The organism is Aequorivita marisscotiae, assembly GCF_029814825.1.
GTDB lineage: Bacteria > Bacteroidota > Bacteroidia > Flavobacteriales > Flavobacteriaceae > Aequorivita > Aequorivita marisscotiae.
Genome location: NZ_CP122379.1, coordinates 3,224,682 through 3,246,624, shown reverse-complemented (window position 1 = coordinate 3,246,624; position 21,943 = coordinate 3,224,682). Strand labels below are relative to the sequence as shown.

General features: G+C 36.6%; 19 protein-coding genes and 1 pseudogene. All 20 read left to right on the top strand.

Annotated features, from left to right (window positions below; all coding sequences use genetic code 11):
• Window positions 1-104: 104 nt before the first annotated feature.
• The 20 genes and pseudogenes from QCQ61_RS14490 to QCQ61_RS14390 all read left to right on the top strand — a co-directional run bounded on the left by QCQ61_RS14490 (window position 105) and on the right by QCQ61_RS14390 (window position 21,938).
• Entirely contained in the window at window positions 105-3,845 is a 3,741-nt protein-coding gene (locus QCQ61_RS14490) for an efflux RND transporter permease subunit (RefSeq protein ID WP_279448356.1), read from the top strand.
• Window positions 3,842-5,053, top strand: a complete 1,212-nt coding sequence (locus QCQ61_RS14485; protein ID WP_279448355.1) for a TolC family protein — start codon at window positions 3,842-3,844, stop codon at window positions 5,051-5,053. Before QCQ61_RS14490 ends, QCQ61_RS14485 begins: the two co-directional genes overlap by 4 nt.
• Window positions 5,054-5,101: 48 nt before the next feature.
• Window positions 5,102-7,474 (top strand): multicopper oxidase domain-containing protein, encoded by a 2,373-nt coding sequence (locus QCQ61_RS14480; protein WP_279448354.1) that lies wholly within the window; start codon window positions 5,102-5,104, stop codon window positions 7,472-7,474.
• Between the two features lie 21 nt (window positions 7,475-7,495).
• Window positions 7,496-7,882 carry a DUF302 domain-containing protein gene (locus tag QCQ61_RS14475; protein ID WP_008616446.1) on the top strand — a complete coding sequence of 129 codons (387 nt, stop codon included), beginning with the start codon at window positions 7,496-7,498 and terminating at the stop codon, window positions 7,880-7,882.
• Between the two features lie 51 nt (window positions 7,883-7,933).
• Complete coding sequence (locus tag QCQ61_RS14470) at window positions 7,934-8,566, top strand: DUF3347 domain-containing protein (RefSeq protein ID WP_008616448.1); 633 nt, start codon at window positions 7,934-7,936, stop codon at window positions 8,564-8,566.
• A complete protein-coding gene (locus QCQ61_RS14465) occupies window positions 8,566-9,018 on the top strand; it encodes a heme-binding domain-containing protein (RefSeq protein WP_027884428.1) in 453 nt (150 codons plus the stop codon). The genes QCQ61_RS14470 and QCQ61_RS14465 overlap by 1 nt, the downstream gene beginning before the upstream one ends.
• 22 nt (window positions 9,019-9,040) lie before the next feature.
• On the top strand, window positions 9,041-9,601 hold the full coding sequence (locus tag QCQ61_RS14460; protein WP_279448353.1) for a DUF3347 domain-containing protein: 561 nt from the start codon (window positions 9,041-9,043) through the stop codon (window positions 9,599-9,601).
• Window positions 9,602-10,370: 769 nt separating this feature from the next.
• Entirely contained in the window at window positions 10,371-11,081 is a 711-nt protein-coding gene (locus QCQ61_RS14450; RefSeq protein ID WP_008616453.1) for a PepSY domain-containing protein, read from the top strand.
• 22 nt (window positions 11,082-11,103) lie between these two features.
• Window positions 11,104-11,586, top strand: coding sequence for a DUF305 domain-containing protein (locus tag QCQ61_RS14445; RefSeq protein ID WP_008992801.1), 483 nt, complete (start codon window positions 11,104-11,106; stop codon window positions 11,584-11,586).
• 11 nt (window positions 11,587-11,597) lie between these two features.
• The gene (locus tag QCQ61_RS14440) at window positions 11,598-13,400 is read left to right on the top strand and encodes an efflux RND transporter periplasmic adaptor subunit (RefSeq protein ID WP_008616461.1); all 1,803 of its coding nucleotides are present in this window, start codon (window positions 11,598-11,600) and stop codon (window positions 13,398-13,400) included.
• A gap of 263 nt (window positions 13,401-13,663) precedes the next feature.
• Window positions 13,664-14,230, top strand: a complete 567-nt coding sequence (locus QCQ61_RS14435; RefSeq protein WP_279448351.1) for a helix-turn-helix domain-containing protein — start codon at window positions 13,664-13,666, stop codon at window positions 14,228-14,230.
• A gap of 82 nt (window positions 14,231-14,312) precedes the next feature.
• Window positions 14,313-14,921, top strand: coding sequence for a class I SAM-dependent methyltransferase (locus tag QCQ61_RS14430; protein ID WP_279448350.1), 609 nt, complete (start codon window positions 14,313-14,315; stop codon window positions 14,919-14,921).
• A gap of 183 nt (window positions 14,922-15,104) precedes the next feature.
• Entirely contained in the window at window positions 15,105-15,479 is a 375-nt protein-coding gene (locus tag QCQ61_RS14425) for an ArsR/SmtB family transcription factor (RefSeq protein ID WP_008992796.1), read from the top strand.
• A pseudogene (gene merTP / locus QCQ61_RS14420) lies at window positions 15,476-16,068 on the top strand (mercuric transport protein MerTP). The gene QCQ61_RS14425 and the pseudogene merTP (QCQ61_RS14420) overlap by 4 nt, the downstream one beginning before the upstream one ends.
• Window positions 16,069-16,085: 17 nt before the next feature.
• The gene (locus QCQ61_RS14415; protein WP_279448349.1) at window positions 16,086-16,427 is read left to right on the top strand and encodes a heavy-metal-associated domain-containing protein; all 342 of its coding nucleotides are present in this window, start codon (window positions 16,086-16,088) and stop codon (window positions 16,425-16,427) included.
• A 47-nt stretch (window positions 16,428-16,474) separates the two neighbouring features.
• Window positions 16,475-18,163 carry a mercury(II) reductase gene (gene merA / locus QCQ61_RS14410; protein WP_431605793.1) on the top strand — a complete coding sequence of 563 codons (1,689 nt, stop codon included), beginning with the start codon at window positions 16,475-16,477 and terminating at the stop codon, window positions 18,161-18,163.
• A gap of 9 nt (window positions 18,164-18,172) precedes the next feature.
• Window positions 18,173-18,559, top strand: a complete 387-nt coding sequence (locus QCQ61_RS14405) for a metal-sensing transcriptional repressor (protein ID WP_127137394.1) — start codon at window positions 18,173-18,175, stop codon at window positions 18,557-18,559.
• A 69-nt stretch (window positions 18,560-18,628) separates the two neighbouring features.
• Complete coding sequence (locus QCQ61_RS14400) at window positions 18,629-18,898, top strand: thioredoxin family protein (protein ID WP_008992791.1); 270 nt, start codon at window positions 18,629-18,631, stop codon at window positions 18,896-18,898.
• Window positions 18,899-18,933: 35 nt separating this feature from the next.
• Entirely contained in the window at window positions 18,934-19,512 is a 579-nt protein-coding gene (gene merTP, locus QCQ61_RS14395; RefSeq protein WP_240462945.1) for a mercuric transport protein MerTP, read from the top strand.
• 164 nt (window positions 19,513-19,676) lie between these two features.
• On the top strand, window positions 19,677-21,938 hold the full coding sequence (locus QCQ61_RS14390) for a heavy metal translocating P-type ATPase (RefSeq protein ID WP_279448347.1): 2,262 nt from the start codon (window positions 19,677-19,679) through the stop codon (window positions 21,936-21,938).
• Window positions 21,939-21,943: the final 5 nt, after the last annotated feature.

Genomic DNA, 21,943 nt, shown 5'->3' with positions numbered 1-21,943 from the left:
AATTAGCCCTATGGTCAATACTATTTTGGGCTCAATTTCTTGTGTTTAATGTTTTGATTTTATCAAGATATTATTCGATGTATAACTGTTTAATAATCATTGTAATGCTGAATAAAAGCATCAAATTTTTAATCGAGAACAAGCTAGTAGCCGTTCTACTACTTGCACTTTTTATTGCTTGGGGAGTCGTAAACGCCCCGTTTGAATGGAATACAGGCTCACTTCCTCGAGACCCTGTTGCCGTAGATGCCATACCAGATATTGGCGAAAACCAACAAATTGTATTTACTAAATGGGATGGTCGTTCCCCTCAAGATATTGAGGATCAAATTACTTATCCTCTAACCACATCGCTTCTTGGTATTCCAGGGGTTAAAACAATACGTAGTTCATCTATGTTCGGGTTTTCGAGCATTTATATCATTTTCGAAGAAGATATTGAATTTTATTGGAGCAGAAGCCGAATACTTGAAAAATTAAACTCATTACCAGCCGGACTTCTACCAGAAGGCGTTAATCCAGCTCTAGGTCCCGATGCCACAGGATTAGGGCAAATATATTGGTACACCCTTGAGGGACGTGATAAAGATGGTAATGTTACAGGTGGATGGGATTTACAGGAATTACGAAGCATTCAGGATTTCTACGTAAAATACGCACTGTCTTCGGCGAGTGGTGTTTCCGAAGTGGCTTCCATCGGCGGATATGTTTTGGAATATCAAGTGGATGTTAATCCCGAATTAATGCGGCAATACAACATAGGCTTGAGTGAGGTTGTAAAAGCAGTAAAACAAAGCAACAAAGATGTTGGTGCACAAACGCTTGAAATCAACCAAGCTGAATACCTTATAAGAGGATTGGGTTATATTAAGAAACTATCTGATTTAGAAAACGCGGTAGTTACTTCAAAAGATTTTACATCCATCCGTATAAAGGATATTGCGAAAGTAACACACGGTCCTGCTACAAGAAGAGGCTTATTGGACAAGGAAGGAGCCGAGGTTGTTGGTGGTGTTGTAGTGGCTCGTTATGGGGCCAATCCTATGGAAGTCATCAACAATGTTAAAGAAAAAATAAACGAGTTAAGTTCTGGGCTTCCATCAAAAACATTAAGCGATGGGAGGACTTCGCAATTAACCATCGTACCCTTTTATGACAGAACAGAACTAATCCAAGAAACCTTGGGCACACTTGATGAAGCGCTAACTTTAGAGATATTGATAACCATTTTTGTGATTATCATAATGGTCTTCAATTTAAGGGCTTCCGTATTGATTTCCGGATTATTGCCTGTTGCGGTTTTGATGGTCTTTATTTCTATGAAACTGTTCAATGTAGATGCAAATATTGTCGCCTTATCTGGTATTGCAATTGCTATTGGAACTATGGTCGATGTGGGCGTTATCCTTTCGGAAAATGTCTTGCGGCATATTGATGAAAATGAAGAAAAGCTACCTATGAATACGGTAGTTTATAATGCGACTGCCGAAGTTTCTGGCGCCATCTTAACGGCAGTAATGACCACTATTATTAGTTTCATTCCTGTATTTACTATGATTGGTGCAGAAGGGAAATTGTTTAGGCCATTGGCATTTACAAAAACGGCAGCACTCACCGCATCTCTTATTGTTGCCCTATTTTTAATTCCACCATTTGCGGCCTATTTATTTAAAAAGAGAAATTTAAAAACTTCTTTTAGTTATATGCTAAATGGAGCATTGATTGTTTTTGGCGTTTTATCTTTAATTTTAGGCTATCCGCTTGGATTAATATTAGTTGCATTTGGCGTTGTTGGCTTCCTTTCACTAAAGGAAAAGATTACGTCAAAACGCGCCAACATCATCAATATATTTGTTTCGGCTTTTGCTATCATATTCCTATTGGCGGAATATTGGAGACCACTGGGAGTAGATAGAAGTATCCTTATAAACTTAATCTTCGTTGGTCTTATCTGTTTTGGTCTTTTGGGTGTATTTACACTTTTTAGAAATTATTATGTTCGAATTTTAAATTGGGCATTGCGCAATAAGCTGTTATTTCTTTCGATACCAACTGCCATTGTAATTTTTGGAGTGATGATTATGCGTAATACTGGTAAAGAGTTTATGCCTTCACTCAATGAGGGTTCATTCCTGTTAATGCCCACTTCAATGCCACACGCAGGTGTGGAGGAAAATAAACGCGTCCTACAGCAACTCGATATGGCCGTTGCGAGCATTCCAGAAATTGAAACCGTAGTCGGTAAATCTGGGCGTACAGAATCAGCATTAGACCCTGCACCGTTATCGATGTATGAGAATGTTATTCAATATAAATCTGAATATATTTTAAATGAAAATCGCAAAAGACAACGCTTTAAGGTAAACGAAGACGGCTTATTTGTTTTAAAGGATGGCAGTTTAGTAACCAACCCTAATAGCAAAATTGAAGTAGAAGATGATGACTATAAAGCCTCAAAAATTACAGACCCATTCTCTGTGACAAGTTCACAGCTCATTCCAGATGACGATGGAGAGTACTTTAGAAATTGGCGACCTGAAATTGAATCGCCAGACGATATTTGGAAAGAAATCGTAAGGGTTACAAAGCTTCCAGGTGTTACTTCAGCACCAAAGCTACAACCCATAGAAACACGCTTGGTGATGCTACAGACTGGTATGCGAGCACCTATGGGAATTAAGGTGAAAGGACAGGATTTAAAAGAAATTGAGGCGTTTGGGGTACAATTGGAAGATATCTTAAAACAGGCCGAAGGCGTAAAAGAAGAAGCGGTCTTTGCCGACCGTATTGTGGGGAAACCCTACCTACTTATTGATATTGACAGAGAACGACTTGCGCGCTATGGTATAACCATAGAACAGGTACAGCAAGTTATCCAGGTCTCTGTAGGTGGTATGGTGCTCTCGCAAACGGTAGAAGGAAGAGAACGCTACGGCATTCGTGTGCGCTATCCCAGAGAATTACGTGCAAATCCAAATGACTTAAAAGACATTTATGTTCCAGTAGAAAAAGGGAGTCCGGTTCCGTTAAGTGAGTTGGCTACTATAAGATACGAACAAGGGCCGCAGGTCATTAAAAGTGAGGATACTTTTTTAGTTGGCTATGTACTTTTTGATAAATTAGATGGTTTCGCCGAAGTAGATGTGGTGGAAAATGCCCAAGCCCTTATTCAAGAAAAAATTGACAATGGCGAATTGACCGTTCCAAAGGGTATCAATTATCAATTTACGGGAACGTATGAAAATCAGTTACGAGCAGAAAAAACATTGAGCGTGGTAGTACCTCTGGCTTTGGCTATTATTTTTCTAATCCTATATTTCCAGTTCCGTTCTGTTGGAACGTCATTAATGGTCTTTACTGGAATTGCTGTCGCCTTTGCGGGAGGTTTTTTAATGATATGGTTCTACGGCCAAGATTGGTTCTTAAACTTCAGCTTTTTCGGAGAAAATTTACGAGACCTCTTTCAAATGCACACCATTAATTTAAGTGTCGCTGTATGGGTTGGTTTTATTGCTCTATTCGGTATTGCTACCGATGATGGCGTAGTAATGGCTACCTACCTTACGCAAACCTTTGACAAAAACAAACCTAAAGATAGAAAAAGCATTAGGGCATCCGTAGTTGAGGCAGGAGAAAAACGTATCCGTCCGTGTTTAATGACAACGGCGACAACTATTCTTGCTTTGTTGCCTGTATTAACATCAACAGGTCGAGGGAGTGATATAATGATTCCAATGGCTATTCCTTCTTTTGGTGGGATGTTAATTGCACTTGTAACCCTATTTGTTGTGCCAGTTTTATTTAGCTGGAAAGAAGAATTTCAATTAAAACGAGCTACAAAATGAGATATATAATTTTAATAGCACTTGTTTTTTTCGCTTTCGCGGAAGTAAATGCACAAGATTTAGCATCCTATATTCAGGAAGCTGAAAAGAACAATCCAGAAATCCAAGCTTTTGAATTGCGGTACAATATCGCCGAAGAAAAAGTAAATGAAGTTAACAGCTTACCAAATACTGAATTTAATTTTGGCGTTATGGCTATAGCTCCTGAAATGGATATGCCTATGGAGCAATTTAGTGCCTCTGTAATGCAAATGTTACCGTGGTTCGGGACCATTTCAGCAAGGGAAAATTATGCATCATCTATAGCAGAAGCGCAATATGTTGATATAGCAATTGCGAAAAGAAAACTTTCATTGTCAGTATCCCAGTCATATTATAAACTTTATGCCATACGTGCAAAACAGCTTATTCTGGATGAGAACATTGAACTTTTACAAACCTATGAACGCCTAGCATTAACTTCATTGGAAGTTGGTAAAGCATCAGCTGTTGATGTACTTCGCCTTCAAATAAGGCAAAACGAATTAGTTCAACAAAAGGAAGTGCTAGAACAGGGTTTTCAGGCAGAACAGACGCTGTTCAATAACCTTTTGAATCGTGAAGAAAATATGTCGGTGGATGTTGTGGAAGAAATGATGATTCCGGACGTTGACCCTCTGGTTTTAAATGAGAACCTTCAAATAAACCCGGAACTTATTAAATATGATAAGTTATATGAATCTGTTGAGCAGTCAGAGCTGTTAAACCAAAAGGAAAGTGGTCCTATGGTAGGGTTTGGAGTGCAGTATATTAACCAAGAAAATAGTCCAATGATAACTAGCTCTTTTAAAGATATGGTTATGCCTATGCTTTCTATTTCTATTCCCATTTTTAATAATAAATATAAGTCTGTGACAAGACAAAATGAGTTGAAACAACTAGAAATAAAATTTCAAAAAGAGGATAGGTTGAATAAGTTAGAAACACTTTTGGCGCAAGGGCTTTATAATAGAAATGCGACAAGAATTAAGTTCAATGTACAAACCGATAATTTGAAACAGGCCATTGATGCCGAGGAAATTCTTATTAAAAACTACGAAACTGGAACTATAGATTTTAATGATGTGTTAGATGTACAGGAATTGCAGTTAAAGTTTCAAATCAATTTAATCGATTCCATTAAAGAGTATTTTACAGAATATGCTTTAATAAATTATTTAACAAGATAAAAAATTGAACTAGGCCAAATTGGCTTTTGAACACTAAAATAAAGAATTATGATTAGAAAGATAACAATACTATTTGTACTTCTCGTTTCATTTGAAAGTGTTGCACAAGTAGGAACCAACGGACAAGATAGAAAAGAAGAAGGACGACCTATTAAAGAGTATAACCTTACCATTGAAGAAAATAAAATGACGCTTGGTGGTGTTACTGCTAATGCAATGACTATCAATGGTGATATTCCAGGACCCGTTTTGGAATTTAATATAGGAGACCTTGCCATTATTAATGTGACCAATAAAATGGATGAAGAAACCTCGGTGCATTGGCACGGATTGATATTGCCTAATTTTTACGATGGTGTTCCCTATTTAACTACTCCGCCCATTGAGCAAGGAACAACTTTCCAATACAGGATTCCAATCAACCAATCGGGAACATATTGGTACCATTCCCACACAATGCTACAAGAACAAAAAGGTGTTTATGGGTCTATTATCATTCATCCAAAAGAGAAAACCTTGGAATATGATAAAGATTTAGTCGTGGTATTATCAGATTGGACCAATGAAAAACCAATGAATGTATTACGAAACCTTAAAAGAGGTAACGAGTGGTATCAAGTTAAAAAAGGCACAGCAGTGCCATTAAGTAGGGTCATTTCAGAAGGTGCCTTTGGTGCTCAACTTAAATTTTGGAGAGACCGTATGGAAGGGGCTGATATTGCAGACATTTATTATCCCGCATTTTTGTCCAACGGTAAAAAACTGGCAGAGTATCCAGAATTTACGGCTGGCGAAAAAGTAAGGCTTCGCTTCATTAACGCATCGGCTTCTACCTATTATTGGATGGACTTTGGCGGAGGTAACCCAATGTTGGTTTCCAGTGATGGTGTTGACGTGCAACCCGTTTCCAAAAGCAGATTTCTCTTTGGCATAGCCGAAACGTATGATGTAATTGTAACTATTCCAGAAGGAACTATTGAAATTACCGCAACCGCTCAAGATGGTTCAGGTCATACCTCTATACAGTTAGGTAATGGCACTCTTTACCCAGCCAAAAGAATTGATAGACCTGATAAGGTAGCGATGATGAAGCAAATGGCTAAAATGGATATGAAAATGGGAGCACCTGCAATGGTTGGAAACAAGAAGAAGAATACACCCGAAGTTTTAATGCAGAAGTACGGAATGAAGATGAATATGAAGGACGGCGAGATGAAAATGGGGAACGATAAGATGTCGATGAAAGATGGCAAAATGAATGACCAAATGGATATGAAGATGGATGATACAATGGGAATGAAAAAAGACTCGATGTCAATGAGCCATAATGGAGCATCAAATAAAATGGAAGGTCATATGCACAATATGCCAATGATGCAGAAGGATTCTACTTCTTTTGATTATGAGGAGCGAAAGACATACTTCAACTATGATTTTTTAGAGGCAAAAGAAAAAACTGAATTTAAGGCAGATTTACCAGTAAATGAAGTGTTGCTTAACCTAACAGGTAATATGAATCGCTATGTATGGAGTATGAATGGGGTTCCATTATCAGAAACCGATAAAATCAAGATTAATGGTGGTGAGGTTACAAGAATTACCTTAAACAATTTGACTATGATGCACCATCCAATGCATTTACACGGGCATTACTTTAGGGTAATTAACGAATATGGAGAACGTTCACCGCTAAAACATACCGTAAACGTGCCACCGATGCAAAAAGTTGTTATTGAGTTTTATAACGAAGAATATGGCGACTGGTTTTTTCATTGCCACATATTGTATCATATGATGGGTGGTATGGCAAGAGTGTTTAGTTACGATACCCCAAGGGATGATAGAATGAAAGATTATCCAGTTCAGAAACTTATTGATGAGACAGACCATTATTATTCGTGGGGATTGGCTCGTGCAGGTTCAAATTTTAATGAACTCTTTTTAACGTCGAGCAATATCCGAAATGAATTTGGTTTGAGAACAGAGTTCGATTACGACCAAAATCTTGAAGCCGAAATAAGTTATAATAGGTATCTGAACGATTGGGTACGTGTTTATGCAGGAGTAAATACCGAAACGTCAACACCAGATTCTTACGATACATTTAATACCGTAGGATTGGTTGGTGTAAAGTATTTTACGCCTTATAGATTTAATGTAGATGTGAGTATGGACCATCAGCTACGCCCAAGAATACGTTTGGACAGAGAATTATTGATTTTTCCAAGAATTTTTTTGGAAGGCGAATACGAATACAGAGCAGATTTTGGATGGGTCAATGATTTAGAGAATAATAAATCATTTGAAAGCGAAACACAATGGTTGGTAGGGGTTGCATACATTCTTTCGCGCAATTTTTCAATCCAAGCTAACTACAATAACCGATATGGATTGGGTGGTGGACTATTAGCAAGATTTTAAACAACTAAAAATTAAAAAAAGATGAACTATTATTTTAATAAAACAATCAATGGAACCTTCGAAGAGGTCATAGAGAAAGTGACACAAGGATTAAAGGAAGAAGGTTTTGGCATACTCACAGAAATTGATGTAACAGAAACACTAAAGAAAAAACTGGATATAGACTTTAAAAAGTATAGGATTCTAGGGGCTTGCAATCCTCCCTATGCTCACAAAGCTTTGCAAGCAGAAGATAAAATTGGAACGATGTTGCCTTGCAATGTCATAGTTCAGGAAATTGAAGCAGGCACCATTGAAGTAGCAGCAGTAAACCCAATGGCATCGATGCAGGCAGTGGAGAATGAGAAGTTGAATGAGGTTGCCAATGAAATAACTGCAATGCTAGAAAACGTAATTGAAAAACTATAAAATACATTTCAAAAAGTAATACAAATAAACACAAACATAAATTAAAACAAAATGAGCAAATTAAAATCAACATTAGGTATAGTTGCAATAGCATTTATAACCTTAACAGCAATGTCTTGCAAAGACAACAAAAATGAACAAAATAATGCAGATGGGAACCATTCTGAAATGAGTGCTGATGAAGACCATTCAAAAATGAATCACGATAATAGTGATGAACACCACGATGGAGATAAGAAGGAAATGGCAATGAGTGGCGATGGTAATTCACAAGCTGTATTAAAGGACTACTTTAATCTTAAAAATGCGTTGGTTGCAGATGATAATGCTAAAGCAAAAACACTTGGTGCAACTCTGGCAACAACTTTAGGGAATTTTGATGTTTCATCAAATTTTTCCGACACTCAAAAAGCCGAATTAAAAGATATTATAGAAGATGCCGTAGAGCACGCAGAACATATCTCGGAAAGTGATATAGATCATCAGCGAGAGCATTTTAAAATATTGAGCAAGGATGTATCTGATATGGTTGCAATTACAGGAACTGAAAACACCCTTTACCAACAGTTTTGCCCAATGTACGATGGCGGTAGTGCTTGGCTGAGTTTGAGCAAAGACATTAAGAATCCCTATTACGGAAGTCAAATGTTGAATTGCGGGAAGGTACAAAAAGAGATTAACTAATGAGGATTGTAAAAATCATAGCAATAATACTATTGGTGGCGTTTGTGGGAATTCAATTTATTCCCACAACACGAAATCAAAGTGATACGGTACCCGAAACTGATTTTATGTTGGTTAACAATGTTCCGGAGAACATTCAAAATAAGTTACAGGTTTCCTGCTATGATTGCCACAGTAATAATACGCAATACCCTTGGTACAATAAAATTCAACCCGTTGCTTGGTTTTTGGAAGACCATATCAAAGAAGGAAAGGCCGAGCTTAACTTCAGTAAATGGGATTCCTTGTCTAACCGACGAAAAGCCAGTAAATTAAGGTCTATTGTCAAACAGATTGAAGCTGGCGAAATGCCTTTGGATTCTTACACTTTGATACATAAAGAGGCAGCCTTTTCAGAAGAGGAAGCGAAAGAGGTAATTAATTTTATGACACAATTAAAAGACAATTTATAAACTATAATTAAATATAATAAAAATGAAAAATTTAAGAATGAGTATAGCAGCAGTGCTATTGTTAGCAGTTTCTTTTACCAACGCACAGGAAAAGAAAAAAATGAACCACGATCACGAAGATATGAAAATGGATCATAGTAAAATGACAACTATGAAAAATGATGCAAAAACAGAAACAATTTTAAGTGATTACTTTAATTTAAAAAATGCTTTGGTTGCAGATGACACCAAAAAAGCAGCCCAAGCTGGGTCTAAATTGGTAGTTTCTCTTAAAGCTTTTGATACGGACAGTTATTCAAAAGAAAATCAAGAAGAATTAGAAGATATTATAGATGATGCCGTAGAGCACGCCGAGCATATTTCTGAAAGTGCCATAGACCACCAGCGCGAACATTTTAAGACCTTAAGTAAGGACATAACAGATTTGGTAGCTATTACGGGAACAAAAAACACGCTTTACCAACAATTTTGCCCAATGTACGATAAAGGTAGTGCGTGGTTGAGTACCAGCAAAGAAGTAAAAAACCCATATTACGGTAGCAGAATGCTTAAATGTGGAAAAGTGCAAAAAACTATTCAATAAATAATCCCCTGCCTTTAATACTCTTTTAAATATACTGGTTTATTAGTTAACAGTAGCTTAGGAGATGACAGGGTTACCTGAATAGTTGTAAAGTCCTGTCGTGGGAAGGAAAACAATGTTGATGATTAGTGTTAGTTCCTTCCCAAGTCAGGCACAATGAACTTTTGAAAAAGAGAAGTTGATTTGGTTAATAGCAGCCTGAACTGGGAGAGAGATTAAATCCCTAAATATAGCGTCTCTCTTCCTAGGTCGGGCAAATTAAAATTTCGCAGAAAAGAAGTTTAGTGAAGATGCTTGATTTTGAGGGGTAAAAATTTGGTTGGTTCATTAAAGTTTACCTCTCATCTTCAAGTATTATTTATATGGTTTTGCAAATAACAATAAAGAAAAGAATTTATAACAATGAAAGAATGTTGCAAGAACGGTTGCCAACAAATAATAGGTAAATCTGTGGTTAAAAAATGGCTCAATTATATAGTATATACAATCCTAATATTAATAGTTGGTGGTGCATTGGCACTTCAATTATTTAGTTAAGAGCTTAAATTAAAATGGTTAATGACAACAAGAAAAAAATCTGAAAACACAGGGTTTTACAAACAACTATTTAGGGTTCTTTAAAAATAAGGGTGTTGAAAGTACGATGAGCGGGATGGCACCTAAAAGCCCATTGCTTGAAAAGATTTTAAAGTATGTTGCCTATATCTGTTACGTCTGGTTGGTAGGTGGAATAATTGTCAAATATTTTGTGAATTAAATTATAGAAAGTATGGTCAACAGAAAGACAGCAAAATGGATTCGAAAAGCGCACCGATACTTGGGTATATTCCTCGGCATTCAGTTCTTGATGTGGACTATCAGCGGAATGTATTTTAGCTGGACGGACATTGATGAAATACACGGCGACCAGTTCAAAAAAGAAAAGCCACGGCAAACTGCTTTTTCCAACCTATTGGGGACTGAGCAATTAGCGAGTGAAGAACCAATCCAAACACTAAAATTATTGGAAATAGCCAATGAGCCGTACTATTGGATTAACGAAGCTAATTTATTTAGTGCTAAAACGGGAAATGAAAAAAATGGTATTACTAAAGCTGAAGCAAAACAGGTAGCCAATAGATATATGCTGCCCGATTTGGAAATAAGGGGTATAAAACGAATTGAGAAAGTAGATGCACATCACGAATACCGTGGTCGTCCATTACCAGCCTATGAGATTTCATATAAAACCCCACAAAACTTGAAGGCTTATGTCGCCATAGAAAATGGTGCATTTCAGACCGTTCGTCATAGAAACTGGCGCTGGTTCGATTTTTTGTGGATGAACCACACTATGGACTATCAAGGCAGGGACAACTTTAATACCATAATCCTGCGGGCGTTTTCATTGTTAGGGTTAATTACAGTATTAAGTGGGTTCTTACTTTGGTACATATCGTCGCCCACAATTAGAAAATTGGTTAAAAAGAAACGAAAATAAGTAACACTAAAACCAACATAAAATGGAAAATTCAAATCAAAATTCAAAGAAAAACAACTACACAAAATTTGTAGGTATGCTCGTGGCATCCTTCATAGCAATGTACGTTACAATGTACTTAAACTCTTATGAAATTGACCACGTCTATTTTAGTCTTACCCGATTTTATATGAGCTGTTTGGGTATTGCCGCTATGGCCATTATTATGTTTGTAACAATGCGTAATATGTACCAAAACAAAAAGAAAAATATAGCAATTGTTCTTGGAAGTATTGTTCTATTTGGTGGCGCGTTAGGCCTTGTGAGGGCACAGGCCCCAATTATTGGCGATGTGCTCTATATGAAAGCTATGATTCCGCATCACTCTATCGCCATTTTAACCAGTAAGCGAGCGGATATACAAGACCCGGAAGTGAAGAAATTAGCAGATGATATAATTAAAGCACAAGAAAAGGAAATTGCAGAAATGAAAGCAATGATTAAACGATTAGAAAATAACAAATAAAAACAAAGACAATGAAAAAAAACATCATTTATATAGGTATTGCCTTGATTGTTGGCCTTCTAGGTGGCTTTCTACTGTTCGGTGGAGATTCTACTGATAAGGCAACAAATAGTGCTAAAGACAATCACGAACATTCAGAAGAAATTGCTACTAATCAAATGTGGACCTGTTCTATGCACCCACAGATTATGCAACCAGAACCTGGCGACTGCCCAATATGTGGAATGGATTTAATTCCAGCTGAATCGGGTGCCGATGGCCTCAATGCCAATGAAATCAAAATGACCGATAACGCAATGGCTCTAGCCAATATTCAAACGTCACTTGTGGGACAAGGACAAATAGGAAATAATTCCCTAAAATTATCTGGAAAGATAAAAGCAAATGAAGAGTCAAATGCCGTACAGGTCACATATTTTGGAGGAAGAATTGAAAAACTATACGTTAATTCAACAGGAGAACGTGTTGGCGCAGGACAACGCTTGGCAACTATTTATTCGCCAGAATTAGTTGCGGCACAACAAGAACTGCTTACCGCTTCATCCTTGAAAGAATCGCAACCAGAATTATATAAAGCTGTTAGAAACAAGCTCAAACTTTGGAAACTTTCAGAAAAGCAAATCAACGCCATAGAAAACTCTGGGAAAGTACAAGAAAACTTTCCTGTGTACGCAACCGTATCAGGAACGGTAACACAGAAAATGGTAGAAGAAGGTGACTATGTAAAACAAGGACAACCCTTATACAAAATTGCCAATCTCAATACAGTATGGGCAGAATTTGATGCTTACGAAAACCAAATTGCGTCCTTAAAAGAAGGACAAACCATTAAAGTAACCACCAATGCCTATAGAAATGAAGTGTTTGACGCCAAGGTCTCGTTTATTGCCCCCTTATTAAACTCTGCTACAAGAACGGTGGTTGTGAGAGCTGTTTTACAAAATAAAAAAGACCTCTTTAAGCCGGGAATGTTTGTGGAAGGAAAAATCGAGGGTGCTCGAACGAGCACAGAGAACACCGTTTCTGTACCGTCAACGGCTGTTATGTGGACGGGCGAACGTTCTGTGGTCTATGTCAAAACAGACCCTAATAAAGCTGTTTTTGAGATGAAAGAAGTTTTATTGGGCAATGCCACTGGCGATAGTTATACCGTTCTTGAAGGTTTAAAAAATGGAGATGAAGTGGTAACTAACGGCACGTTTACAGTAGATGCCGCGGCACAGCTTCAAGGTAAAAAATCAATGATGAATCAAGAAGGAGGTAAAACTATGACAGGACACGAAGGACATTTGGGAATGCAAGAAGATGGTTCTGGAGAAAATATGGATGTAACCAATCATTCTCAAATGAAGGAAAGAATTAGGGTTTCAAACAAATTTCAGAATCAGTTAGAACAGGTTTTTGATGATTATATTCTTTTAAAGGATGCATTGGTAAACGATGATACCAAGGGTGCTCAACAAGCAGGAGAACAAATCAACCAGTCCTTGAAAAAAGTGGATATGAAGTTATTATCTGATAAAAAGGCGCATAACCATTGGATGACCATTCAAAAGGAACTAAAATCATCTGCAAATGCTATTGAGAACAGTTCAGACATAGCAGCACAAAGAGGGCATTTCAAGCATCTTTCGGCACATATGATAAGTGGTGTACAGCTTTTTGGGGTCAACCAAAATGTATATATCCAGTTTTGCCCAATGGCCAATAACAATAAAGGTGCCTATTGGATAAGTTTGGAAGAAGAAGTGCGAAATCCATATTATGGAGAGGCTATGTTAACCTGTGGAGAGGTAAAAGCAACTTTAAAATAAAACGAATTACGGATTAATCAAGTAATCTACATAAGGCCAAAAAATAATCTTGGTTTTATAATGGCGAACGATAATGAGTGAAAGCAGAAGAAATAGACGAAAAAATGAAAGGAAGAAGCATCAACCTAAAAGTAATATCACAAAAAAAGATAAAATTATAGCTTTTGTTGTGATAGTATTGATTTTTGTAATTGCTGCGATAGCTGCTGTTTACTATTCTCTACACAAATCTGGGTTAACCTTGTTTTAAAGACAAGTATTATATGAGAGAGATTATCTATATTAAAAATATGGTCTGCCCAAGATGTATCTCGGCAGTATCCAATATTTTAAAACAACTTGAAATATCCTATGCTTCTATTAAATTGGGAGAAGTTAAATTAGTGTCAACATTAAATGCAAACACCAAAAAAGAGCTTTCCGAAGCCCTTCAAAATTCAGGTTTCAGTTTGATTGACGACCGTAAAAGTCAACTTATTGAGCAAATGAAAACTTTGGTTGTTGAGAAAATACATCATTCCAACGACGAAACCGATTTAAAATGGGCAGATATTATAAGTGGTGAACTTAATTTGGATTACAAATATTTAAGTTCCCTATTCTCGTCAGTAGAAAGCATCACGTTTGAGCAATATATCATCAACCAAAAAATTGAACGTATAAAAGAACTCATAGTTTACGATGAACTAACCTTAAGTGAAATAGCTTTTCAACTACATTATAGTAGCGTTGCATATTTAAGCAATCAATTCAAAAAAGCAACCGGAATGACACCTACGCAGTTTAAGAAGTCCGTGGACAAAAACCGAAAATCCTTGGATGAGATTTAAGGTGTGTTTACCACTATTAAAGGGATATTTAAATCAATAGATGATATATTGATTTACCAATGAACCGAATTTAGATATCAAAATGAAATTGGACAGAAAGAAACATTGGGAAACAGTTTACGAAACTAAAAATCCAGACCAAGTAAGTTGGACACAAGAGATACCAAAAATTTCGCTGAAGATTATACATTCGTTCAAACTAAATAAGGATGCAAAAATTATAGACATTGGTGGTGGCGACAGTAAGCTTGTTGACTATTTACTTGAAGAAGGGTATAATAATATTACTGTACTTGATATTTCAGAAAAAGCAATTGCGAAAGCTAAAAAAAGACTGGGAGAAAAGGCAAGTAAAGTAAATTGGATTGTAAGCGACATTACCGAATTTGAACCAGATACATCTTTCGATGTTTGGCACGACAGAGCAACTTTTCATTTTCTTACAACAGATGACCAGATTAAAAAATATACTAACATAGCGACAATATTTGTAAGAGGTTATTTAATAATAGGAACCTTTTCACAAAACGGACCAAAAAAATGTAGCGGACTTGAAATAAAACAATACAATGAAGAGGAATTAACATCGGAATTAAAAAAAGGATTTGACAAAATTCAATGTATAACAGAGGACCACTTAACACCATCTAATACCACACAGAATTTTCTGTTTTGTAGTTTTAAAAGATAATTAACTGTTAAGCCACTAATACCTTTACCTGCAAGCAAAAAAAAACAGATGCACATTTTGGCACTTTAAGTTTTTACAAAAACACAAATCAAAACAAAAGGAACATAATGATCAAAATTTACATATCATTCTTTTTTGTATTTAAGTAATTGCTTAAATAAGAAATAATTGTAACTTTGCCTTATGAAAAATAATTCTTGCATTAGACAACAGGCAGATATTGAACAGATAAACCGTTGTAAAAAGACAGTTTCAGAATTAAATGAATCGTTTGACTATTTGGCAAATGGACTTTCTTTAGTCGGAAATAATGTTCGGCTAAAAATTCTTTACCTACTCTTTGAGGAGAAACGACTTTGCGTTTGCGACTTAAGTGATATTCTCGAAATGAATATTTCTGCTATCTCTCAACATTTGAGAAAAATGAAGGACAGAAATTTATTGGAAACCGAAAGAGATGCTCAAACGATTTTTTACTCACTAACCCCTGAATATTCAACATTATTAAATCCGTTTTTTGAAATACTCGATAAAAACAAAGTTTTAGAAACGATATGAAACGTGAGAACAAATTAATTGGTGCAGGTTTACTTGCTGCTATTACAGCTTCATTATGTTGTATTACACCCGTTTTGGCTTTAATCGCGGGAACAAGTGGAATTGCCTCAACATTTTCTTGGCTTGAGCCTTTTAGACCTTATCTAATCGGGCTAACAATTTTAGTGCTCGGCTTTGCTTGGTATCAAAAACTAAAACCTCAAAAAGAAATTGACTGCGAATGTGAAACAGACGAAAAACCAAAATTTATACAATCAAAAAAGTTTTTAGGAATTGTAACTGTATTTGCAATTATAATGCTGGCATTTCCATATTATTCATCCATTTTTTATCCGGATAATAAAAAAGAAGTGGTCATTGTAAACCAATCAAATATTCAAACTGTAAACTTTACTGTTCAAGGAATGACTTGTGCTGGCTGTGAAGAAAGCATAAAACACGCTGTAAATGAATTGGACGGGATTATAAATGTAACCCTTCGTATGAAAAGGGAAGTACCGTCGTAGAGTTTGATAAGTCTAAAATCTCTAAAGTAGCTATTGAAAAGGCAATTAATTCAACAGGATACAAGGTTATAAAAGATAAATAAACGCAAAATTACCCATTATGACAAAACTATCGATAGTACCTATTTTAGCTTTAATGCTGTTTTCTGTTCAGGCCAAATCGCAAAGCAAGGAGGTTATAAATCAAGTTGTGGAAGTAGCTTCAATGAAACAAAATGCAACCACCGTGAAATTTAAAATTACAGGCATTACTTGTGCTGGTTGTTCCAATTCGATTTACAATGCATTAAAAGAAGTAGATGGTGTTTTGGAACATTCAGTTGAATATCCAGGAGATATTGCTGTTATTGAGTTTGATGGTTCAAAAACAAGTATCAAAGCCTTAAAGCTTATCATAGAAAAGAAAGGGTTTAAGGCCGAAGTAATTAAAGGGAAGGTCTAATTTTTAATAAGTAAACAGTACCGATTTCAATGAAAAATACAGCTAAAATGAAAATCAAAATGCCTCAAAATAGAGAAACCATTACATTGGAAATCGAGGGTATGACCTGTAAAGGTTGTGCAACACATATCGAAAAGGATATGAACGCAACTGAAGGAGTTTTAAGTTCCACAGTTAACCACGAAACCGGAAAAGGCGAATTTAATTTTGATGCTGATAAGATGAGTAAGGCAAATGTAATAGATGCTATAAACAGCGTTGGTGATTATTCGGTTGTAAATAATGTCGACGAGGAAGAGGTTTCCGCTGTAAATTCCAAAGGCCAAAATCAATTCGATTTAATAATTATTGGTGGTGGTTCAGCTGCATTTTCAGCAGCCATTAAAGCTGAAGGTTTAGGGCTCACAACACTTATGGTAAATGCAGGATTAGATTTTGGTGGCACTTGCGTAAATGTGGGTTGTGTACCGTCTAAAAACCTTATTCGGGCTGCCGAAACGGTACGTCTCGCTACGCATTCCAATTTTAAGGGTATAAAACCTAAAGGAGCAGACATTGATTTTACTCAAATTATAAAAGACAAGAAAGCATTAGTTTCCACACTACAACAACATAAATATATGGATGTGGTAAGTGATTTCAAAAACTTAACAATGCTTAAAGGTTGGGCAGAATTTGTAGATAATAAAACCATTCTTGTAAATGGAAAAGATACATACACAGCAGCTAACATCATTATAGCAACAGGAGCAACTACCAATATCCCAAATATTGAAGGACTGAATGAGGTTGGTTATTTAACCAATGTGACCTTGTTCGATTTAGAAGAAAAACCTGAAAGCCTGACCATTATGGGCGCAGGTTATATTGGTTTGGAAATAGCGATGGCTTACAACAGATTGGGTGTAAAAGTACGTATCATTGAATTTACCGACAGACCTTTACGCAGTCAAACCAAAGACATCACAGACGTGTTGGAAACTCAAATGAAGAGTGAAGGTATTGAGGTTTTACCAAACTTTAGAGCCTTTAAATTTGAAAAGGATGGAGACAATACAATTATACATTGTAATTGTCCTGATGGTTCCACAACTCAAATTGTTGAAAAAGGACATATTGTGGTGGCTACAGGGACGAAGCCTAACACCTCTAAATTAGGGCTTGAGAATATCGGCCTAAAGTTAACAGAAAGCGGCCATATTATTGTAAATGAAAAAATGGAAACCAATATTTCCAATATTTATGCAGCAGGAGATGTCACCATTACACCGGCATTTGTTTATACAGCAGCAACCGAAGGTAGTACAGCAGTGAACAATGCGTTTTCATCAACAAAAACAAGTATTGATTATTCATCATTGCCTTGGGTAGTATTTACAGACCCTCAAATCGCAGGAGCAGGTATAGATGAAATTGAAGCAGAAAAAAAGGAAATTCCTTTTGAAGTCAGTAAACTTGATTTAATTCACGTTCCAAGAGCCTTGGCAGCTCAAGATACCAGAGGGTTCATAAAACTGATACGCAACACTGAAACCGATAAATTAATAGGCGCAAGAGTAGTTGCACCTGAAGGTGGTGAACTGATACAACAATTGAGTATGGCTATTAAATTTGGAATCACTGTAAAAGATTTAGCAGAAAGCTTTTATCCATATTTAACTTTAGGAGAATCTGTTAAACTGGCAGCGATTACCTTTGGGAAAGATGTTTCCAAATTAAGTTGCTGCGCGAGTTAAGTTTGAGTTATGAAAGGAGAACAGTACAAATTACCTACTGATTTAATCTTGGATATTAAATCCAGATTAAAAACTTTGAGTGGTCAATTAAACGGCATTGTTAAAATGCTTGATGAAGGAAAGGACCCCGAACAAATAAACATACAGTTCAAATCCATTGATAAGGGGATTCAAAAAGCACATTACTTACTGCTGGATGAAGTCTATCGAAAAGCACTTGCTATTGGAATTGTAAAGGCCGTGGACTCTTGCCCAGGCAATTGTGGCAATGAAGATAAAATTGAATATTTAAAAAGTGAATTCCCAAACTTAGAATTATCCGATTTAACTAACAAGTTAAAAGAAATTCAAGCCATTGAAACTCGATTAAAAAACTACAACGAAAAAAAAGGTTAAAAAAAGTTTGGTGACCCCCTACCTAACGTTCTCATCTTTGTTCCATTATTAATTTAAACATAACATAAGATGAAACGACAAATTGAGATTTTTACAGCAGGTTGCCCGGTATGCGAGCCTGTGGTACAATTAGTAAAGGAGACAGCAGGAAAGGACTGCGAAATCACACTTCATAATCTGTCCGAGCAATGCGAAAGTAAAATCTGTGTTTCAAAAATGAAGGAATATGGGGTTACAAGAGTTCCCGCCATTGCTGTGGACGGAAAACTACTGAATTGCTGCACCAACATCGAAATCACAAAAGAGGATTTGGTAAACGCGGGAATAGGAAGTTGTTAGGTATGGCAATTACTAAATGGAACAAAAAAACATCTATGGGGACTGCTGTATTTTCAGCAGTTTCCCTTAAACTATGCTGCTGGGGTCCTTTGCTACTTACAAGTGTAGCTGGTATTAGTGGAAGTTCTGTCTATTTTTCTTGGCTTATTGCCTTGAAACCTTATCTGTTGGTTATAGCATTTTTGTCATTGGGACTGGCCTTTTATCAGGTTTATAAAAAAAAGAAGGTGGACGATTGTGGTAACTGTGATATGGCTAAGCCATCATTTTTTAAGTCGAAATTCTATTTGTGGTTGGTTACAGTGTTTGTTGTTGTAATGACATTGGTTTCTTATTATCCACAAATATTTCATTCAACGGAGAAAGTAGGAATTGTTGCAACAAACAATACCGATATTCAAACTGTAAAGTTGAATATTGAAGGGATGGTATGCTCGGGTTGTGAAGAAAACATCAACCATTCGGTAAACAAAATTGACGGGGTTACAAATGTATCTACGTCTTTTGAAGAAGGGACTTCAATTATAGAATTTGATACCACTAAAACGAATGTCGATGAGATAAAAAAGGTCATTCAATCAAAAGGGTATTTGATTACAAATAGTAGAGACTGATAGACACGTATCCATTGCGGTGATAAAAGATAAATTAAAAACGACTTATCCAATTGGTAGTAATAATTCGTGAAAAGTAAATTCTACAAATCATTCAGCATATAACGTAACACATTACAGTCTTTTAATCCTGAAATTTGTAACATACAAATAAGAACGGATTTATGGAGACAATCAACATATTTGAAACCAAAAAGAAGAATCATAAACAGGGTGTGAAAGAATCATTTCCAGTTACGGGAATGACCTGTGCCTCTTGTGCAGCGAGTGTTGAATCTGTATTAAAACACACAGAAGGTGTGTTTGATGCAAGTGTTAATTTTGCCAATAGTTCCGTTCTTGTGGAATATGACAAGGAGTTGAGTCCAAATCAACTTCAAAACGCGCTTCGTGAGGTCGGTTACGATATTATAATTGATGCCGAAGACCCTTCGGAAGTACAGCAAGAACTTCAGCAAAAGCATTATCAGGACATAAAAAACCGAACCATCTGGTCGGCGATACTTACGCTACCCATTTTTGTGTTGGGAATGTTCTATATGCAATGGGAACCAGGCAAATGGATTTCATTGGTATTGGCCTTTCCAATTCTTTTTTGGTTTGGGCGCAGTTTTTTCATCAATGCCTTCAAGCAGGCCAAACACGGTAAAGCAAATATGGATACCTTGGTGGCGTTGAGTACCGGAATCGCCTTCCTCTTTAGTGTATTCAATACCTTTTTTCCTGAATTTTGGTTAAGTCGTGGCATCGAGCCTCACGTATATTACGAAGCGGCTACCGTGATTATCACCTTTATTTCCTTGGGGAAACTATTGGAAGAAAAGGCAAAATCAAATACATCTTCAGCCATTAAAAAATTAATGGGACTACAGCCTAAAACGTTGAAAATTATTGAGAATGGTGAAGAAAAGGAAATTCCTATTTCGTCTGTTCAAGTAGGTCAGACCATTTTGGTGCGTCCCGGAGAAAAGATTCCCGTGGATGGCGAAGTTTCCAAGGGAAGCTCATATGTAGATGAAAGTATGATTACTGGAGAACCCGTTCCAGTTCAGAAATCCCAAGGGGAAAAGGTATTCGCTGGTACCGTTAATCAAAAAGGAAGTTTTCAATTTACCGCTGAAAAAGTAGGTGGAGAAACCCTGCTTTCCCAAATCATTAAAATGGTTCAGCAAGCGCAAGGGAGTAAGGCACCCGTTCAAAAACTGGTCGATAAGATTGCCGGTATTTTCGTTCCTGTGGTATTGGGTATTTCCATTGTAACCTTCATTGTCTGGATGTCTTTAGGAGGCGATAATGCCTTTTCACAAGCCTTATTGACCTCTGTAGCAGTATTGGTAATCGCCTGTCCTTGTGCTTTGGGATTGGCAACACCTACCGCCATTATGGTGGGAATTGGTAAAGGCGCAGAAAATAATATCCTTATAAAGGATGCCGAAAGTTTAGAACTCGGTCATAAAGTGAATGCTGTCATTCTTGATAAAACAGGTACAATTACAGAAGGAAAACCTTTAGTAACTGATATATTTTGGAAGGATAAACTCGAAGATATCAACGAATACAAAAAAGTTCTTCTAGCTATTGAAGCACAATCAGAACACCCTTTGGCGGAAGCTGTAGTCAATCACTTAAAAGATGAAAATATTGAAAAAGCTGAAATTGCTTCTTTTGAAAGTATTACAGGAAAAGGTGTGAAAGCTCAAACAGAAAATGGTTCACCATACTATGTTGGAAACCATAAACTAATGCTTGAGAAAAATATTCAAATCGATGCTTCCTTGATGCAAACAGCAGAAAGTCTCGAAGAGCAAGCGAAAACCGTCATTTTCTTTGGCAATGAAAAACAAGTGCTGGCGATACTCGCCATTGCAGACAAGATTAAGGAAACTTCAAAAATGGCCATAGCAACACTTCAAGAACGAGGCATTGAGGTCTATATGCTTACTGGAGATAACAATAAAACCGCATCTGCTGTCGCAAAACAAGTAGGAATAACAACAAATTACCAAGGAGAAGTGATGCCTTCGGACAAAGCTGCTTTTGTTGAAAAATTACAAGCAGAAGGAAAGATAGTAGCGATGGTTGGTGATGGCATAAACGATTCCCACGCTTTGGCGCAGGCCAATGTAAGTATCGCAATGGGTAAAGGCTCGGACATTGCAATGGACGTTGCAAAAATGACATTGATAACGTCAGATTTGCAATCTATTCCCAAAGCTTTGGAACTATCGAAAAGAACGGTGTTGGGCATACGTCAGAATTTATTTTGGGCATTCATTTATAATCTCATTGGTATTCCTATTGCAGCAGGCGTTTTGTATCCAGTAAATGGATTTTTATTGGACCCAATGATTGCAGGAATGGCAATGGCTTTCAGTAGCGTATCTGTAGTTCTAAATAGCTTAAGGCTCAAACGAGTAAAACTTTAATATTA

What these genes read in the sequence shown, in the direction of transcription:
- QCQ61_RS14490 (WP_279448356.1), top strand. Translation starts at nt 105, where the DNA reads ATGCTGAATAAAAGCATCAAATTTTTAATCGAGAACAAGCTAGTAGCC.
- QCQ61_RS14485 (WP_279448355.1), top strand. Translation starts at nt 3,842, where the DNA reads ATGAGATATATAATTTTAATAGCACTTGTTTTTTTCGCTTTCGCGGAA.
- QCQ61_RS14480 (WP_279448354.1), top strand. Translation starts at nt 5,102, where the DNA reads ATGATTAGAAAGATAACAATACTATTTGTACTTCTCGTTTCATTTGAA.
- QCQ61_RS14475 (WP_008616446.1), top strand. Translation starts at nt 7,496, where the DNA reads ATGAACTATTATTTTAATAAAACAATCAATGGAACCTTCGAAGAGGTC.
- QCQ61_RS14470 (WP_008616448.1), top strand. Translation starts at nt 7,934, where the DNA reads ATGAGCAAATTAAAATCAACATTAGGTATAGTTGCAATAGCATTTATA.
- QCQ61_RS14465 (WP_027884428.1), top strand. Translation starts at nt 8,566, where the DNA reads ATGAGGATTGTAAAAATCATAGCAATAATACTATTGGTGGCGTTTGTG.
- QCQ61_RS14460 (WP_279448353.1), top strand. Translation starts at nt 9,041, where the DNA reads ATGAAAAATTTAAGAATGAGTATAGCAGCAGTGCTATTGTTAGCAGTT.
- QCQ61_RS14450 (WP_008616453.1), top strand. Translation starts at nt 10,371, where the DNA reads ATGGTCAACAGAAAGACAGCAAAATGGATTCGAAAAGCGCACCGATAC.
- QCQ61_RS14445 (WP_008992801.1), top strand. Translation starts at nt 11,104, where the DNA reads ATGGAAAATTCAAATCAAAATTCAAAGAAAAACAACTACACAAAATTT.
- QCQ61_RS14440 (WP_008616461.1), top strand. Translation starts at nt 11,598, where the DNA reads ATGAAAAAAAACATCATTTATATAGGTATTGCCTTGATTGTTGGCCTT.
- QCQ61_RS14435 (WP_279448351.1), top strand. Translation starts at nt 13,664, where the DNA reads ATGAGAGAGATTATCTATATTAAAAATATGGTCTGCCCAAGATGTATC.
- QCQ61_RS14430 (WP_279448350.1), top strand. Translation starts at nt 14,313, where the DNA reads ATGAAATTGGACAGAAAGAAACATTGGGAAACAGTTTACGAAACTAAA.
- QCQ61_RS14425 (WP_008992796.1), top strand. Translation starts at nt 15,105, where the DNA reads ATGAAAAATAATTCTTGCATTAGACAACAGGCAGATATTGAACAGATA.
- QCQ61_RS14415 (WP_279448349.1), top strand. Translation starts at nt 16,086, where the DNA reads ATGACAAAACTATCGATAGTACCTATTTTAGCTTTAATGCTGTTTTCT.
- merA (WP_431605793.1), top strand. Translation starts at nt 16,475, where the DNA reads ATGAAAATCAAAATGCCTCAAAATAGAGAAACCATTACATTGGAAATC.
- QCQ61_RS14405 (WP_127137394.1), top strand. Translation starts at nt 18,173, where the DNA reads ATGAAAGGAGAACAGTACAAATTACCTACTGATTTAATCTTGGATATT.
- QCQ61_RS14400 (WP_008992791.1), top strand. Translation starts at nt 18,629, where the DNA reads ATGAAACGACAAATTGAGATTTTTACAGCAGGTTGCCCGGTATGCGAG.
- merTP (WP_240462945.1), top strand. Translation starts at nt 18,934, where the DNA reads ATGGGGACTGCTGTATTTTCAGCAGTTTCCCTTAAACTATGCTGCTGG.
- QCQ61_RS14390 (WP_279448347.1), top strand. Translation starts at nt 19,677, where the DNA reads ATGGAGACAATCAACATATTTGAAACCAAAAAGAAGAATCATAAACAG.